This is a genomic window from Methylobacterium sp. A52T, assembly GCF_053346095.1.
Window position 1 is genome coordinate 81,227 of record NZ_JBKFBI010000003.1, and the last position, 14,977, is coordinate 96,203.

At 71.1% G+C, this 14,977-nt stretch carries 13 protein-coding genes; 11 read left to right on the forward strand and 2 right to left on the reverse strand.

The genetic code is table 11. The features are described 5' to 3' along the window. Positions 1-87: 87 nt before the first annotated feature. Positions 88-486 (reverse strand): exopolysaccharide production protein YjbE, encoded by a 399-nt coding sequence (locus tag ACLBYE_RS01780; protein ID WP_447692789.1) that lies wholly within the window; start codon positions 484-486, stop codon positions 88-90. Positions 487-918: 432 nt separating this feature from the next. On the opposite strand from ACLBYE_RS01780, the gene ACLBYE_RS01785 reads away from it, so the two are divergent. From ACLBYE_RS01785 to ACLBYE_RS01800, 4 genes are all read left to right on the forward strand, one after another. Further along, on the forward strand, positions 919-2,259 hold the full coding sequence (locus tag ACLBYE_RS01785) for an O-antigen ligase family protein (protein WP_447692790.1): 1,341 nt from the start codon (positions 919-921) through the stop codon (positions 2,257-2,259). 128 nt (positions 2,260-2,387) lie between these two features. Then, entirely contained in the window at positions 2,388-3,140 is a 753-nt protein-coding gene (locus ACLBYE_RS01790; protein ID WP_447692791.1) for a glycosyltransferase family 25 protein, read from the forward strand. 296 nt (positions 3,141-3,436) lie between these two features. Continuing rightward, the gene (locus ACLBYE_RS01795) at positions 3,437-5,116 is read left to right on the forward strand and encodes a hypothetical protein (RefSeq protein ID WP_447692792.1); all 1,680 of its coding nucleotides are present in this window, start codon (positions 3,437-3,439) and stop codon (positions 5,114-5,116) included. Next, on the forward strand, positions 5,113-5,526 hold the full coding sequence (locus tag ACLBYE_RS01800) for a DCC1-like thiol-disulfide oxidoreductase family protein (protein ID WP_447692793.1): 414 nt from the start codon (positions 5,113-5,115) through the stop codon (positions 5,524-5,526). The genes ACLBYE_RS01795 and ACLBYE_RS01800 overlap by 4 nt, the downstream gene beginning before the upstream one ends. Before the next feature lie 315 nt (positions 5,527-5,841). Here the strand turns inward: ACLBYE_RS01800 and ACLBYE_RS01805 are convergent, their stop codons facing one another. Beyond that, positions 5,842-6,768 carry a glycosyltransferase family 2 protein gene (locus tag ACLBYE_RS01805; protein ID WP_447692794.1) on the reverse strand — a complete coding sequence of 309 codons (927 nt, stop codon included), beginning with the start codon at positions 6,766-6,768 and terminating at the stop codon, positions 5,842-5,844. Between the two features lie 810 nt (positions 6,769-7,578). Between ACLBYE_RS01805 and ACLBYE_RS01810 the strand changes: the two genes are divergently transcribed. The 7 genes from ACLBYE_RS01810 to ACLBYE_RS01840 all read left to right on the forward strand — a co-directional run bounded on the left by ACLBYE_RS01810 (position 7,579) and on the right by ACLBYE_RS01840 (position 14,965). Beyond that, positions 7,579-9,087, forward strand: a complete 1,509-nt coding sequence (locus tag ACLBYE_RS01810; RefSeq protein ID WP_447692795.1) for an oligosaccharide flippase family protein — start codon at positions 7,579-7,581, stop codon at positions 9,085-9,087. 151 nt (positions 9,088-9,238) lie between these two features. Beyond that, positions 9,239-10,132 carry a LysR family transcriptional regulator gene (locus tag ACLBYE_RS01815; RefSeq protein ID WP_447692796.1) on the forward strand — a complete coding sequence of 298 codons (894 nt, stop codon included), beginning with the start codon at positions 9,239-9,241 and terminating at the stop codon, positions 10,130-10,132. Between the two features lie 165 nt (positions 10,133-10,297). Then, positions 10,298-11,113: a putative hydro-lyase gene (locus ACLBYE_RS01820; RefSeq protein WP_447692797.1), complete on the forward strand. Its 816-nt coding sequence runs from the start codon at positions 10,298-10,300 to the stop codon at positions 11,111-11,113. Between the two features lie 43 nt (positions 11,114-11,156). Continuing rightward, the gene (locus ACLBYE_RS01825; protein ID WP_447692798.1) at positions 11,157-12,428 is read left to right on the forward strand and encodes an MFS transporter; all 1,272 of its coding nucleotides are present in this window, start codon (positions 11,157-11,159) and stop codon (positions 12,426-12,428) included. A 28-nt stretch (positions 12,429-12,456) separates the two neighbouring features. After that, positions 12,457-13,218, forward strand: a complete 762-nt coding sequence (locus ACLBYE_RS01830) for a 5-oxoprolinase subunit PxpA (RefSeq protein ID WP_447692799.1) — start codon at positions 12,457-12,459, stop codon at positions 13,216-13,218. Continuing rightward, a complete protein-coding gene (locus ACLBYE_RS01835) occupies positions 13,215-13,949 on the forward strand; it encodes a 5-oxoprolinase subunit B family protein (protein WP_447692800.1) in 735 nt (244 codons plus the stop codon). The genes ACLBYE_RS01830 and ACLBYE_RS01835 overlap by 4 nt, the downstream gene beginning before the upstream one ends. Beyond that, positions 13,949-14,965: a 5-oxoprolinase subunit C family protein gene (locus ACLBYE_RS01840; RefSeq protein WP_447692801.1), complete on the forward strand. Its 1,017-nt coding sequence runs from the start codon at positions 13,949-13,951 to the stop codon at positions 14,963-14,965. The genes ACLBYE_RS01835 and ACLBYE_RS01840 overlap by 1 nt, the downstream gene beginning before the upstream one ends. Positions 14,966-14,977: the final 12 nt, after the last annotated feature.

Here is a 14,977-nt window from a genome sequence, read left to right on the forward strand (position 1 = left end):
CGGGCCTCGCGGGTGGTCGGGAACGCGAAAGCCCGCCTCGACGGTGCGAGGCGGGCTTCCGGTCTGCTGGGATTATGTCGGTTCGGATCAGCAATCGTTGCCGGAGACCGGGGCGGTCTGCCGATCGGCGGCGGCCTTGTTCATGGCGCCGACCGTGCCCGGCGACGCGGGCTGGTTGCCGCCGGCCAGGTTCGCGGCGGCCGGATCCGTCGAGTTCGACTTGGAGCCGGCGTCCGTCTGGGCCTGACGGTCGGCGGTCTGGTTGGCGCCCACGTTGTTCATGGCACCGACCGTGCCGGGCGACGCGGGCTGGTTGCCGCCAGCGAGATTCTTGCTCGACTTGTCGGCGTCGGAGCTCTTGGGATTCGATGCCTGCTGATCGGGGCTGTTCGACTTCGTGGTTCCGGTGTTGCACGGGGCCGCGAGGGCGGGACCGGCAGCGAGGGCCATAAGCGCAACCGCACCGGCCAGGTGAGAGACCTTCATCAAACGCTCCTCCAGGATTTATCGATCTCCCAAGTGCCTAATCATCCCGTGAGTTCCGTCGCGACTGCCCAGATCTTCGATTGAGAGCGGGCCGCACACCGGATTTCGGTACCTTCGACGGGGATAAATGTATGAACTCAGACAGTGGCGCCGAAGATACCGGGCCGCTCACGTCGCGGCGGCCGATCTTCGGTGCGGCATCTTATCCCGCCAGGCCCGGCTGAGCCGTTTCATACGGCCCGGCGGGACCGCGCATCGACCCGGTCGTCCCTGAGCAGCGCGCCGCCGCTACCTCGTTTGGTCGAGTTCTTGAGTCCGGAATGCCCGGGATAGCGTCGAGTCGCGAGGGGGCGTGTCCGCGGCAGCCTCGGGCGGTGTCAGGCCGCGGGCCGGATGGGACACCGCCTCACCCGGGGCGTCTGAGATCGAGCGATGGCGTTTCCACGACACTTGACGGGCCTCGGACCCGGTCCTGCCGGCGGCCTCGCTTGGTCGCCGGGCGGGCCGTACGGGACGGATCACCGCTGGGCCCATCCCGGCAATCCGGGCGATGGCGGGGCCGAGGCCATGCCGCGGCTCGGCGTGGCCGCCGCCGCGTGGATCGTGCTGTTCCTCTTCGCCCCGGTGGTCGGCGAGCAGATCAAGCTGCCGGGCGTCGACAAGGCCATCTGGATCGGCAGCGACCTGATCGCCTTCGCGTTCCTGGTCATGCGCCGCGACCTCGCCGCCACCCTGTTCGGCAGCCGTCTGCTGCTGCTCAGCTGGCCGCTCCTGGCGATCGCGTCCGCCCTGTGGTCCCTCACGCCCGGCCTCTCCGCCTATCACGGGCTCCAGCTGCTCGCGACGATCGTGGCCGGCATCACCCTGCGGACGACGATGGGCCTGTCCCGCCTCGTCAGGATCGTCTTCCTGGGCCTCCTGGCGGGACAGCTCCTGTCGGCCTTTCTCACGGTGGCGGCGCCCGCCCTGACGCGCGGGACGGACGGCAACTGGGCCGGGATCTACTCGCACAAGAACGTCCTCGGATCCCTGTCGAGCCTCCAGATCCTCTGCGCGGCCTGCCTGTTCCTGCAGGGCTGGAACCGTCTCCTGACCGCGTTCGGATTCTGCCTGGCCCTGGCGCTCCTCGTGTCGACGCACTCGGCCACGGCCCTGGTGGCCGCCGCCGCGGGGCTGTTGCCCCTCGCCGCGATCTTCGCGTGGCGCCAGGGCAAGCACGTGACGGGCTTCTGCCTCGGCATCGCCATCGCCCTGGCGGGCGTCGGGATCCTCGTCGTCGCCGCGCGGGGCGCCGACATCTCGGCGAGCGTGCTGTCGGATCTCGGCAAGGACACCACGCTGACCGGCCGCACCATCCTCTGGCAGTTCGGCCTCGAACAGTTCTGGCGGGAGCCGCTCATCGGCATCGGCTACAAGGCCTACTGGGAGAGCCCGCTCACCACGGCCGCCTACCTGCACTTCGTCACGAAGCAGAAGCTGTGGTTCTTCCACAACAACTTCATCGACACGGCCGTGGCGTTCGGGATCGTCGGCCTGGTCCTCTTCACGGCCGCGCTGCTCGACACCGCGCGCCGGGTGATCGCCCATTTCGCGCGCTCCTCCGGCTACGTCGAGGCGTGGCCGATCCTGTTCATGAGCCAGCTCTTCGTCCTGGTCTGTTTCGAGTGCCCGCTCTTCGTCAATCACGGTCTCCACCAGCTCCTGCTGGCGGCGATCCTGCCGGTGGTGCGGTCGCCGACCGTCGACGGGAGCGACCCGGCCGCCCGCGACTGACCTCGCAGGTCCGAGCGCCGTCCGGACCCCGGCGCAGATCCGGACGGCCGGAGTCGGAGGACGCGGCCGGGAGGGATCACGGCCGCCGTACGCGGCCGGCCCGACAGGCCCCATCAGAGGTGACTACGATGTACTGCTTCGGGATCTCCCTGCCCCGGTTCCGCGAACGGCACGCCTACCTATCCCGGCACCTCGCCGAGGTGTGGGGGCCGCGCTGCGAGATCACCGGCTATGAAGGCCCGGTCCCGGATCCCAACGCCCCGTTCCAACCCGACCTGACGGCCGGTCAGATCGGGTGCGCGCTGTCCCACATGAGCGCCTACGAGCGGATGATCGCGCTCGACCTGCCCCACGCGCTCATCGTCGAGGACGACGTCGTTCTGCCGCCGCAGATCCATCAGATCGTGGCCGGCATCGAGGCCGCCTTGCGGCCGGGCGACGTCGTCCTGCTCTTCAATTGGGCCGAGACGGTCGGGCCGTTCAGCTCAGTCGACACTGTCACCATCGGCGAATACCGGTTGTGCCTGCCCATGGACATGAGCAGCCTCGGCACGGCCGCAGCCTACGTGATCACCCGGTCGGCGGCCGAGGGGATCCTGCGGGCCAACCGCCCGGTCGCGGTGACGTCGGACAACTGGGCCTACTTCTTCGAGCGCGGCGCCCTGACATGCGGTCGCGCGCTCGTTCCGAACGCCGTCTCGCGGAAACCGTTCGAGTCGACCATCTTCACGTCCCGCTCCAGGATCGCGGCCTTCCTGAAAGGCAGCCCGATCCTCAAGCCCCTCTTCGCCGCGCGCCGACGCGTCCTGGCGGAGCGGGTCGCCGCCAAGCTGACGTTCGTCGACGAGACCTCACCGCTCGCCGGACAGGCGCCGCGCTGACGCCCGTCCCGCCGCGCTGCGGCGGGGGAGCCCGGGGCCGGGACGGTCGGGGTAGCCGAAAGGCGTAGGGTCGATCGCCCTCTTTGCCGCCTCTCACGCCCCCGTGAAGTGCCAAGCTCTCCGGCGAGGCAGGAGCCCGGGGCGGCAGGACACTTCCGCGGCGGGTCCTCCTCGAGACGCCCGCATGACGGCGGACCCCGTTCGGCCGCTGGCCGCCCCGTCGCCGCGGGCCCTTGAGGATGAGAGGTCGTCGCTGCGCGCAGCGGCGGTCGCACCAGCGCGGCGGAAGACAGACGATGAGCAGCACGCTCCCGATCACCGGCCCGGACAAGTCCCTCGACACCGCCCTGCGACGCCTCGTCCGGCCAGTGGCGGAGCGGGCGCGCTATTACCTGATCCTGCTCGCGCAGATCGGCGCCCTGCTGGTCCTGCTGAAGATCTCGCACGGCGTCACGGCGATCAACAACTACTACGGCGTGGTGCTGCCCGTGGCGCTGGCCCTCGCGATGACGCGGGTGCGCTTCGCCGCCGCCGATCTCGCGTCGGTCCGGCTGCTGCAGATGATCGGCGTGATCGCGGGCGGCTACGCGCTGATCCACTACCCGCTCTTCCCCGTCATTCTGCCCGGGGCGAAGGCGACCGTCGCCGTCACGGCCATCGCGGTGCTGTGGGTCGCGGCCGTGGCCGGCGGCGTGCTCTGCCTGCGCTGGCCCTCGCTCGCCCTGATCAGCGCCACCTATCTGGTCTGGAGCAAGCAGGCGGTCATCCGGGTGACCGGCCTCTGGCACGGGCACATCATCGACGTGGTGCCGCTCGCGGAGGTGAGCTTCTGCCTCGTCGCGGGCCTGCTGATCGCCCACGGGACGGCGCGTCTGCGCGACTGGCACGGGCTCGGCGCCGCGGCGCGGTCGGACGTCGCGTCGGCCAGCGCGATGTTCTCGAAGGTGCTGATCGCGGCGGCGATCAGCATCCACCTCGGCAACTACTATTCGTCATTCCTGGCCAAGGTCACGCTCGACGACGGGCCGTTCTCCTGGCTGCTCAACAACGATCCCGGCAAGATCTTCATCGTCGGCCTCGACAACAACCACGTCCCCTACGCCGGCTGGCCGGTGCTGGTGGAGGCGATGCGGACGATCCTGAGCCACTCGAGCGCGCTGACCAACACGCTCATCCTGGTCGGCCAGGGCATCGCCCTGGTGGGGATCCTCATGCCGCGCCGCTGGCTGCTGCTGCTGCTCCTCGGCTTCGACGTGATGCACCTGTCGATCATCGTGCTCATGGGCGCCAACTTCGCCCCCTGGATCATGCTCAACCTCGCCATCGCGGCCGTCGTCGTGAGCCGGCACTACGAGCGCCCCCCGGTCTCGGTCGGGATCCTGTCGGTGCTGTTCATCCTGACCGGCAACACGTTCATGACCCAGGCCTGGCTCGGCTGGTACGACACCCTGGCCAACAACAAGATGTACTTCGAGGCGGTCGACCGGACCGGCCAGCGCCACTACGTGCCGACCAACTTCTTCACCTTCTACTCCTACCCGTTCGCCCACATGGCCTACGGCGCGCCCGACGCGGCGAACGCCTTCGCCCTCGACAACCCGAACGGCGGCACGCAGGTCTTCCGCAAGGTCACGGCCTCGACGACCTGCGACGTTCCCGTCCTGACCGCGCCGGACGGCCTGGGTCAGGAATACTCGAAGTCGGAGATCGACGGGCCGGCGCTGGACGCCTACGTCCGGGGCTACCACCGCCTCGTCAGCGCGATCCGCGACAGGACGGGCCTGTTCCCCTACGCGCTCTATCCGCACCACTTCTTCGTCCCGCTCCAGTACGCCGCCGGCTTCGACACCCTCGCCATGGCCGACATTGTCGCCTACGTGTACCGGCGCGAATCCGTCTGCTTCAGCATGCAGGACGGCGTCCCCGTCCGCCGCGTGGTGTCCGAAGCCGAGCACAGGATCGACCTGACCCCATGACCGCCCCCTCGACCGAGGCCGCCCTGACGGTGGTCTACGACGGCGAATGCCCGTTCTGCTCCAACTATGTGCACCTCATGGCCCTGCGCCGGTCGGTCGGCACCGTCGCCCTGGTGGACGCCCGGAGCGGGGGTCCCCTGGTCGACGAGATCGCGCGGCGCGGGTACGACCTCGACGAGGGCATGGTCGTCCGGCACGGCCCGGACCTCTATCACGGCGCGGACGCGCTCGTCCTGCTGTCGCGCCTCAGCGACGACCGGGGCGCCGCGAGCCGGCTCCTCGCGCGGCTGCTGCGCAGCCCCGGACGCGCGCGGCTTCTCTACCCGGCGATGAAGCTCGGGCGGCGCGTCACGCTCCGGATGCTCGGCCGGACGCGCCTCGCGCGGCCCGGCGGCGCGCCGGCCCGCTGAGCGGGCGGCGCTCCCGCGCCTCCCGCCGGCCCGGACCGACCTAGAGCCGTATCCGACCATGTTGCAACGGTCGGGAAGGACGGCGAGCCCGGTCTCGCCAGCCGCACCAGGCCCCCTCTCCCGTGCGGGAGAGGGGTAGGGTGAGGGACGCGAAGGATCAGGACTGAACAGGCCGCCGATGCGCGTACAGGCCGCGACGCTTCCGGACTGTTCTCAGCCCTCACCCTGTCCCTCTCCCGTGCGGGAGAGGGGACCCGCGCCTCGTTCGGCACGGGCTCGCCGATCGCCTGCGTCCCAACCCGATCGGGAACGGCGCTAGGCCCGGGCAGGCGCGCGCGTCAGCAGCGTCCGCGCGCTGTGCCAGGCGAAGGCCAGGACGCCGCTCAGATTGGCGGTCACGATGGCGCGCCACGTCAGGCCGAGCCGCGCGTCGAAGCGCGGGCCGCCGACCAGCTCGCGGGCGGCGTTGCGGGCGGACCAGTACAGGTGCTTGATCAGCCACGGGCTGCGGCCGATGTGCTTGGCGTAGAGCGCGCCGTTGCCGAACTGGTAGTTCCAGTGCAGCCGGTCGATCGTGCGCGGGTCCCGGCGCCCGTGGAAGTGCTTGACGCTCATGTCGGGCACGTACTCGACCGCCACGCCGGCCGCCCAGCCGCGGTAGATGAAGTCCGTGTCCTCGGCCGCGCGGAACGTCGCTCCGGGGCCGAACGCCGCGTCGAACCCGCCGATCCGCTCGATGACGGCCCGGCTGCAGGTCATGTTGCAGCCGTGGACGAAGCCGCCGGGATGGGCCGGATACGTCAGCCGGCTGGCCAGGGCCTCGGTCTTCGTGGTGAAGTCGATGTCCTGGGTCGATCCCAGTTCGACACGGCCACCGCGGATGACGCTTTCCGTGTCGCCGGCATAGTGCGCGATCAGATCCCGCAGATACTGGTCCGACACGACGCAATCGTCGTCGATGAACGCGATGATGTCTCCGGACGCGCGCGCGATCGCGGCGTTCCGAGACCCGGCGACACCTGGGCGCGCCTGCGCGAGGAGCAGAACGTCGCGTCGATCGATCGAGACAGACGCGGACCAGCGCTTCAGCGCCGCGTCCGTTCCGTCCTCGGACCCGTTATCGACGACGATGATCTCGGCCTCAGCTTCCGGCGCGGCCTCGATCGCGCGGACCACCGAGTCGAGCGTCTGCAGAAGGGACGCTACACGGTTGCGCGTACATACGATGAAGCTGATTTTCATTTGGCATTATCTCATAAATACTGCCAGAGTTGCGACCTTCTAAAACGAGTCACAGACAATGTATAGTAATATTATTGCACTTCCTCGATCCGTGCGCCGTAGGGGCGGCTACGCCTTTTGGATGCGGAACCGAATGTCGTGCAGTTGTGGCGGCGCAATAATCGGCGTCCTCGACGCACAGCGGCGGCCGATTGGACCATCTGCAGGGCTATAGAAAAGTCCAGATCCGCGCCGATATACGGCAATGATCTCGCGCATTCGATCTCACTGATCCGTCAATCCGGGAACATCTTGCGGAGATTTACTGTTCCATCGTCGACAACGCGAAATAGGGCACGCGCGCACCGTGAACGAATGCGGACCGGCGGGCCTTTCGACCGGATACACAAGTTGTTTAGCGGCGTCTCAACCCGAAAAATCAGATCATCCCGGCCATGCCGCCCGCCGCTTGCACATTCGGAAATCTTCGTTCAGCCGCGGCATACGGAGGGGCCAGGGCGCACGGGGCGCAAAGTGCGTTCGGCAAGATCAATCTATCACGCTCCGATTCATGACGCGGACTGATCACGGAGATGTGCGCCCGATACAGTAAAAACAGAGTCTCGCTCGCGGGAGCAGGCGAGCTCTCGGGCCTCTCTGCAGCGCCTGATCTGCACGGCGGGCCGACCTGACCTCGGCCATCGGGCGTGCGCCGGGTCCTCCGATTGGCCAGCTGCCGCGGCCCACCGCGCACTGTTAAGCCGTCCTGACCGATCGCGCCCTGTCCGCAGCCGGCGCCGCCGCCACCCCCTGTCGCGTCCGAAGGATCCCATGGCAGAACTCCGAGAGGGGCCGGAAGCGACGGCGCCGCCCGCGTTCTCGAAGCGGCGCAGCCTGGCCTGGATGGGATTCTGCCAGGGCGGGCTGTTCCTGGCACAGTTCGGCACCTCGCTGGCGCTCGCGCGCCTGCTGACGCCCCACGAGACCGGCATCTTCAGCCTCGCCGCCGCCATCGCGGGCCTGCTGTCCACGCTGCGCTCCTGCGGCCTGTCGAGCTACATCGTCCGGGCGGATAGGGTGGACGCGGCCCTGCTGGCGAGCGTGTTCACGGTGAACCTCATGCTGTCGGGCGCGGCGGCGATCCTGATCCTGGCCTTCAGCGTCTTCGGCAGCGTCCTCCTCGGCGAGCCGGAGGTCCAGCGCGCCCTGGCCGTTCTCGCCGTCGTGCCGCTGGTCGGCGCGCTGGAATTCCGCCCGGCCGCCATGATCGAGCGGCACGGCAATTTCCGCGGCGTGGCCCTCATCAACATGCTGCGCGGGCTCGTCGCCAGCGGCGCGATGCTGGCGCTGGCGCTCCTCGGCTTCAGCTACATGAGCCAGGCCTACGGGCAGGCCGCGGGCGCCGTCGCGGCGGCGCTGGCCGCGAACGGCCTCGGGCTGCGCTACGTGTCGCTGCGCCTCGGGCTCGCGGGCTGGCGCGAGATCCTGACCTACGGCGGCCGCCTCTTCGCCATCGCGGGGGTCGCGGGGATCGCCGGCCGGATGGGCGACCTCGTCCTCGGGCGGATGCTCGGGCTCAGCGCCCTCGGCCTCTACTCCCGCGCGGCGAGCCTCAACACCCTGATGTGGGACCACCTGCACGTGGTGATCACCCGCATCACCTTCGTGGACCTCGCCAACCAGCAGCGGAACGGACAGTCCCTGCGCGCCTGCTACCTCCACACGCTGCGGATGATCACCGTCCTGCTCTGGCCGGCCTTCGCGGGCGCGGCCGTCCTGGCCGGGCCGATCGTGCGCGTCCTGCTCGGGCCGGGCTGGGAGGGCGCGGCGCTGCCGTTCTGCCTGCTGTCCCTGGCGGCGATCGTCCTGACCTCGCTCAGCATGACCTGGGAGGTGTTCCTGATCCGGGACCAGACCGCCCTGCAGGCGCGGTTCGAGTTCCTGCGCCACGGCGCCGGTCTCGTGATGTTCAGCATCGGCTGCCTGTTCGGCCTCGGCGGCGCGGGCGCGGCGCGGATCGGCGAGGCGTTCCTGGCCGTCGGCCTCTATCGGCCGCATCTCGAGCGGATGACCGACACGTTCCGGCGCGACTACGCCCCCATCTACCTCCACGCCGCCGCCCTGACGGCGATCGCCGTCGCGCCCGCCATCCTGGTGATGTCGGCCTGGGGCTGGTCGGCCGAGACGCCGCTCCCGAGCCTCGCGGCCGCGATCGCCGCGGGCATCGCCGGCTGGGTCTGCGGCCTCTGGTACCTGGACCATCCCCTGGTCGCGGAAGCGCGCCTGCTGCTCGCGCACATGCGCCCGGCCCGCCCGGCCACGACCGTGTCGGATCTCTAGAGCCGTTCCCGATCACCCCGAGACGGGGGCGATCGCCGGGCGCGAGGCGCGGGTCCCCTCTCCCGTACGGAGGGGACAGCCGCACGCTTGCGCTTCCGCGCGGCGGGGCGCGATATGGCCGAGCACGGCGGCGAGGCGGGACGATCGCGGGATGGCGGATTTCCGCAGCTTGGAGGTGTTCTACTGGGTCGCGAAACTCTCGAGCTTTCGCCGCGCCAGCGAGAAGGTGAACACCACGCAGCCGGCGGTCTCCCAGCGCATCGCGGCCCTGGAGCACGAGTACGGGACGCTGTTCGAGCGCCGCAGCCGGGACGTCGCGCTGACGGAGCGGGGACGCCTGCTGCTCGGCTTCGCGGAGCGGTTCCTGGCGCTCCAGTCCGAGATGAGCGCGGCCCTGCACGAGACCGGCCGGACGCGGGGCACCCTGCGGCTCGGCGTGTCCGAGACCATCGTCCACCTGTGGCTGTCACGCTTCATCGAGCGCATGCGCGCCACCCATCCCGGGATCGGCGTCGACATCACGGTCGACATCTCGCCCAACATGCAGGCCGCCCTCGTCGCCGACGAGATCGACCTCGCCCTCCTCGTCGGCCCGATCACCCTGCCGAGCTTCGCCAACCGGCCCCTGTTCAGCACCCCCGTCGCCTGGATCGCCGCGCCCGGCCTGCTGCCGGGCGACGAGCCCCTGAGCCTCGGCGCGCTGCTGCACCACCCGCTCATCACCTACCCGCGCAACACCAGCCCCTACGTCGAGCTCCGCGACCTCGTCCTCCAGGAGAACCTCCTGCCGAGCCAGATCCACACGAGCGCCTCCCTGGCCACAATCGTGAAGATGGGCGTCGAGGGCCTCGGGATCTGCGTGATCCCCCCGGCCGTGGTCGAGGCTGAGCTTCGTGCCGGCAGCCTGCGCGTCCTGCCGGCCGAGCCGCAGCTCTCGGACCTGACCTTCACGGCGATGCACACCAAGCGGCCGGCCCACCACTTCGTGGCGGACGCGGCCCGGCTGGCCCAGGACGTCGCAGAGACCTGGGCCGCCGGCCGATAAGTCCGGTTTATCGCGCCCCATTCGCAATCACGATTGGCCTGCTCCGCGGCGCGATGGGATCGTTGCCTCAGGAAATGAATCGCTGAAGCGATCGGGATCTTGCGGAATACGGACGGCCGACGCGGCCGCTCCGGCGCGCGACGACCAGCCAGGGAGATCAACGCGGTGAGCCAGCACGCGGGCGCCGACGGCGCGCCACCTGTCTTCGCCGACGCGGCGGACGCGCGGCGCGCGATCCGCGCGGGTCGGTTCCGGGGCCACACCTCGGGTCTCGTCCCCGCCCACGCGCAGGGCAACCTGATGATCCTGCCCCGGGCCATGGCGGAGGATTTTCACCGATTCTGCCAGCAGAACCCGAAGCCCTGCCCGATCCTCGGCGTCTCGCAGCCCGGCGCCCGCGCACTGCCGACGCTGGGGACCGATCTCGACCTCGCCACCGACGTCCCCGGCTACCGCGTCTACGAGGGCGGCGCGCTCGTGGCGGAGCTGCCCGACCTGACCGGCGTGTGGCGGGACGACCTCGTCACCTTCGTCCTCGGCTGCTCCTTCTCGTTCGAGGCCGGGCTGATCGAGGCGGGCATCCCGCTCCGGCACGTCGCCCTCGGCCGCAACGTCGCGATGTACCGGACCTCCATCGCCACCCAGCCGTCGGGCCCGTTCCACGGTCCGCTCGTCGTCTCCATGCGGCCGATGAAGGCGGCGGACGCCATCAAGGCCGTGCAGGTGACGGCCCGGATGCCGGCGGTCCACGGGGCGCCGATCCATCTCGGCGACCCGGGCCTGATCGGCATCCGCGACCTCGCGCGGCCGGATTTCGGCGACCCCGTGCCGATCGAGCCCGACGAGATCCCGGTCTTCTGGGCCTGCGGGGTCACCCCCCAGGCGGTGGCGATGGCGGCGCGGCTGCCGCTCTGCATCACCCACGCGCCCGGTCACATGCTGATCACCGACCTCCTCAACCGCGACATGCCGTTCCTGTGACCCTCCCGGCCGCGCGGCGGCCCGTCCGCAAAGGAGTTGCGCCATGTGGGTGAAAGACACGAGTCCGGCGGAGCGCCGGGTCCTGGGCGCGGCCTTCGCGGGCTACGGCGTCGATGCGTTCGACTACATGATCTACACGTTCCTGATCCCGACCCTGGTCGTGGTCTGGGCCCTGACCAAGGTCGAGGCCGGCAACATCGCCACCGCCGCGCTGGTCACCTCGGCGATCGGCGGCTGGGCGGCCGGGATCCTCGCCGACCGCTACGGCCGGGTCGTCGTCCTGCAGGGCACCGTCGCGTGGTTCACCCTGTTCACGGTGCTCAGCGGCTTCACCCATTCCTACGAGCAGCTGCTCGTGACCCGCGCGCTGCAGGGCTTCGGCTTCGGCGGCGAGTGGTCGGTGGGCTCGGTGCTGATCGCCGAGACGATCCAGGCCCGCTACCGCGGCAAGGCGGTGGGGCTCGTCCAGTCGAGCTGGGCGGTCGGCTGGGCCTGCGCGGCGATCGCCTTCTGGGCCGTGTTCGCCCTGGCGGAGCCGGCGGTGGCGTGGCGGATCCTGTTCTGGCTCGGCGCCCTCCCCTCGGTGCTGATCTTCTGGATCCGCCGCAACATCGAGGATCCCGAGGTCTACCGGCAGACCCGCGCCGCCATGCGGGACGTCGGCGACACCGGCAGCTTCCTCGACATCTTCTCCCGGCCGCTGATCGGCCGGACCGTGCTGGCGAGCCTCCTCGCGACCGGCATGCAGGGCGGCTACTACGCGGTGACGACGTGGCTCCCGACCTACCTGAAGACCGAGCGCAACCTCTCGGTCCTGAACACCAGCGGCTACCTGCTGATGCTGATCTTCGGGTCGTTCGTCGGGTACCTGACCAGCGCCTGGCTCTCCGACCGGATCGGGCGCCGCCTGGGCTTCGTCCTGTTTGGGTTCTGCGCCGGCATCCTCGTCCTGGCTTACACGCTGATCCCGATCACCGACCCGGTGATGCTCGTCCTCGGCTTCCCGCTCGGCTTCTTCCTCTCCGGCGTCTTCTCCGGGATGGGCGCGTTCCTGAGCGAGCTGTTCCCGAGCCGGATCCGCGGCTCCGCGCAGGGCTTCTGCTACAATTTCGGCCGCGCCACCGGCGCGATCTGCCCGGCCGTGGTGGGCCACCTCAGCGGCTCGCTGACACTCGGCATCGCCATCGGCGTCGTGGCGGCGGGTGCCTATTGCCTCGTGATCGTCGCGGCGCTTCTCTTGCCGGAGACGGCGGGCCGCGCGCTCGACTCTCGCAGCGCGGATCCGGCCGAGCCGGAACCCGTTGCGGCCCTATGAGACCCGATCGGCACGCGGAGCGGCGGCGATGACCAGCGTGGACCTGAATTCCGACCTCGGCGAGGGCTACGGCGCCTACGCCTGCGGCGACGACGCGGCGATCCTCGGGATCGTCACCTCGGCCAACGTCGCCTGCGGCCTCCACGCCGGCGACCCCGAGATCATGGCCCGGACCTTCGCGCTGGCGAAGGAGCGGGGCGTCGCGGTCGGCGCCCATCCGGGCTTCCCGGACCTCTGGGGCTTCGGGCGGCGGCGGATGCCCTACAGCCCCGCCGAGATCGAGCGGCTCGTCGCCTACCAGATCGGCGCCGCGCAGGCCCTCGCCGCCTATGCCGGCCACCGCATCACCTACGTGAAGGCGCACGGGGCCCTGGCCAACGTCGCCGCCGAGGAGCGGCCGGTGGCCGACGCCATCGCCCGCGCGGTCCGCGCCGTGGACCGCGAACTCGCCCTGCTCGCCATCGCGCTGACCGCCCAGGTGCCGGCGGGCGAGGCCTGCGGCCTCGACGTCCACCAGGAGATCTTCGCCGATCGCGGCTACACGCCGACCGGCCTGCTGATCCCCCGCAGCCAGCCCGGCGCGATGATCACCGATGCCGGCGAGGCGGCCGACCGCGTCCTGCGCATGGTCGAGGCGGGCGCGATCCTCACGGCGGACGGTCAAACGCTGCCGACGCCGATCCGCTCGATCTGCGTCCACGGCGATTCCGACCACGCCGTCGCCACGGCGCGGGCGGTGCGGACCCGGCTGGAGGGCGCGGGCGTCACGCTGGCGTCGTTCCGGCCGTGAGCGCGGCGCTGGACAAGCCCCGGCTCCTCGACGCCGGCGAGGCGGCCCTCGTGGTGGAGTTCGGCAGCACCGTCGACCCGGCGATCAGCGACCGGGTCCTGGCCCTCGACGACGCCCTCGGGGCGGACCCGCCGGAGGGGCTGCGGGAGCGCGTGCCGACCTACCGCTCCCTGATGCTGCACTACGACCCGCTGGTGCTCGACCGCGAGACGCTCGCCGAGCGGGTCCGGGCGCTGGTGGCCGGCGCGACGGCGCGCGCGGCGAGCCCGAACCTCTGGACCCTGCCCTGCTGCTACGACGCCCCCCACGGTGAGGACGTCGCGCAGGTCGCCGAGCGCAGCGGCCTGAGCCCGGAGAGCGTGGTGTCGACCCACGCGGCCACGACGTTCCGGGTCTACATGTACGGCTTCGCGCCGGGCTTCGCGTATCTCGGCGGCCTGCCGGAGCCCCTAGCGGTGCCCCGGCGGCCGAGCCCACGGCCGCCGCACCCGCGCAACGCGACCATGATCGGCGGCGGCCTCGCCGCGGTGGCGACCGTGCCGATGCCGACCGGCTGGTACGTGATCGGCGCGACGCCGGCCCGCCTCTACGCGCCGGAGCGCGAGCCGAGCTTCTTCGTCGGCGCCGGCGACCTGATCCGCTTCGAGCCCGTCGATGCCGCGACCTTCGACGCCCTCACGGCGCGCGAGGCGGCGGGCGAGCCGGTGGCCCGCCGCGGGGAGGCGCGCTGATGCCCGCCCTCGTCATCGACTCCGCCGGGCCCGGCATCACCCTGCAGGACGGGGGCCGGCACGGCTACCTGCGCTACGGCATCACGGCCGCGGGCCCGATGGACCCGCTGATGCACGCCGCCGCCAACCGCGCGGCGTCGAACGCCCTCGACGCCACCGCCATCGAGATCTCCACCGGCGGCGTCACCGTCTCGGCGCAGGAGGGCGCCGTCGGGCTCGCCCTGCTGGCGCCGGGCTTCCGCGTCGCGCTGGACGGCGTGCCCCTGCCCGACACGGTCGCGCTCACCCTGGAGCCCGGCCAGACCCTCGCCGTGCGGGCCGGCGATGCCGGCGCCTGGGGCTACCTCGCGGTCGCCGGGCGGCTCGACGTGGCGCCGGTCCTCGGCTCGGCGGCGACGCATACCCGCTCGGGGCTCGGCGGCCTCGACGGGCGCGGCCTCGCCGCGGGCGACCGCCTCCCCGTCGCCGAGGGCCGGACGTCGGACGGAGCGCCGCAGCGGCTCGTCGCGCCCTGGCTCGCCCGGGACGGCCGGGAGATCCGGGTCGTGCTGGGCCCGCAGGACGATTACTTCGCGCCCGACCAGGTCGCGGCGTTCCTGGCCGGTCCCTGGACGGTCTCGCCGCGGGGCGACCGGATGGCCTGCTTCGTCGACGGCACGCCGCTGAGGCACGCCAAGGGGCACGACATCGTCTCCGACGGCGTCGCCATGGGGGCGATCCAGGTCCCCGGCAACGGCCTGCCGATCATCCTGATGGCCGACCGGCAATCCACCGGCGGCTACCCGAAGATCGCCACGGTCATCGGGCCGGATCTCGGGCGGCTGGCGCAGGTCCGGGGCGGGGCGAGCCTGTCGTTCCGGCGCGTCTCGGTGGCGGAGGCGGTCGCGGCGCGGCGGGCCGAGCGCGATCTCCTGCGCGAGGCGATCCCGCGCGAGCCGGTCATCCGCACGGATTTCGCGTCGGACTTCCTGCTCGGCCTCAATCTCGTCGGCGGCGTCACGGACGGCCGCGCCTGAGCGCGGAGCGGC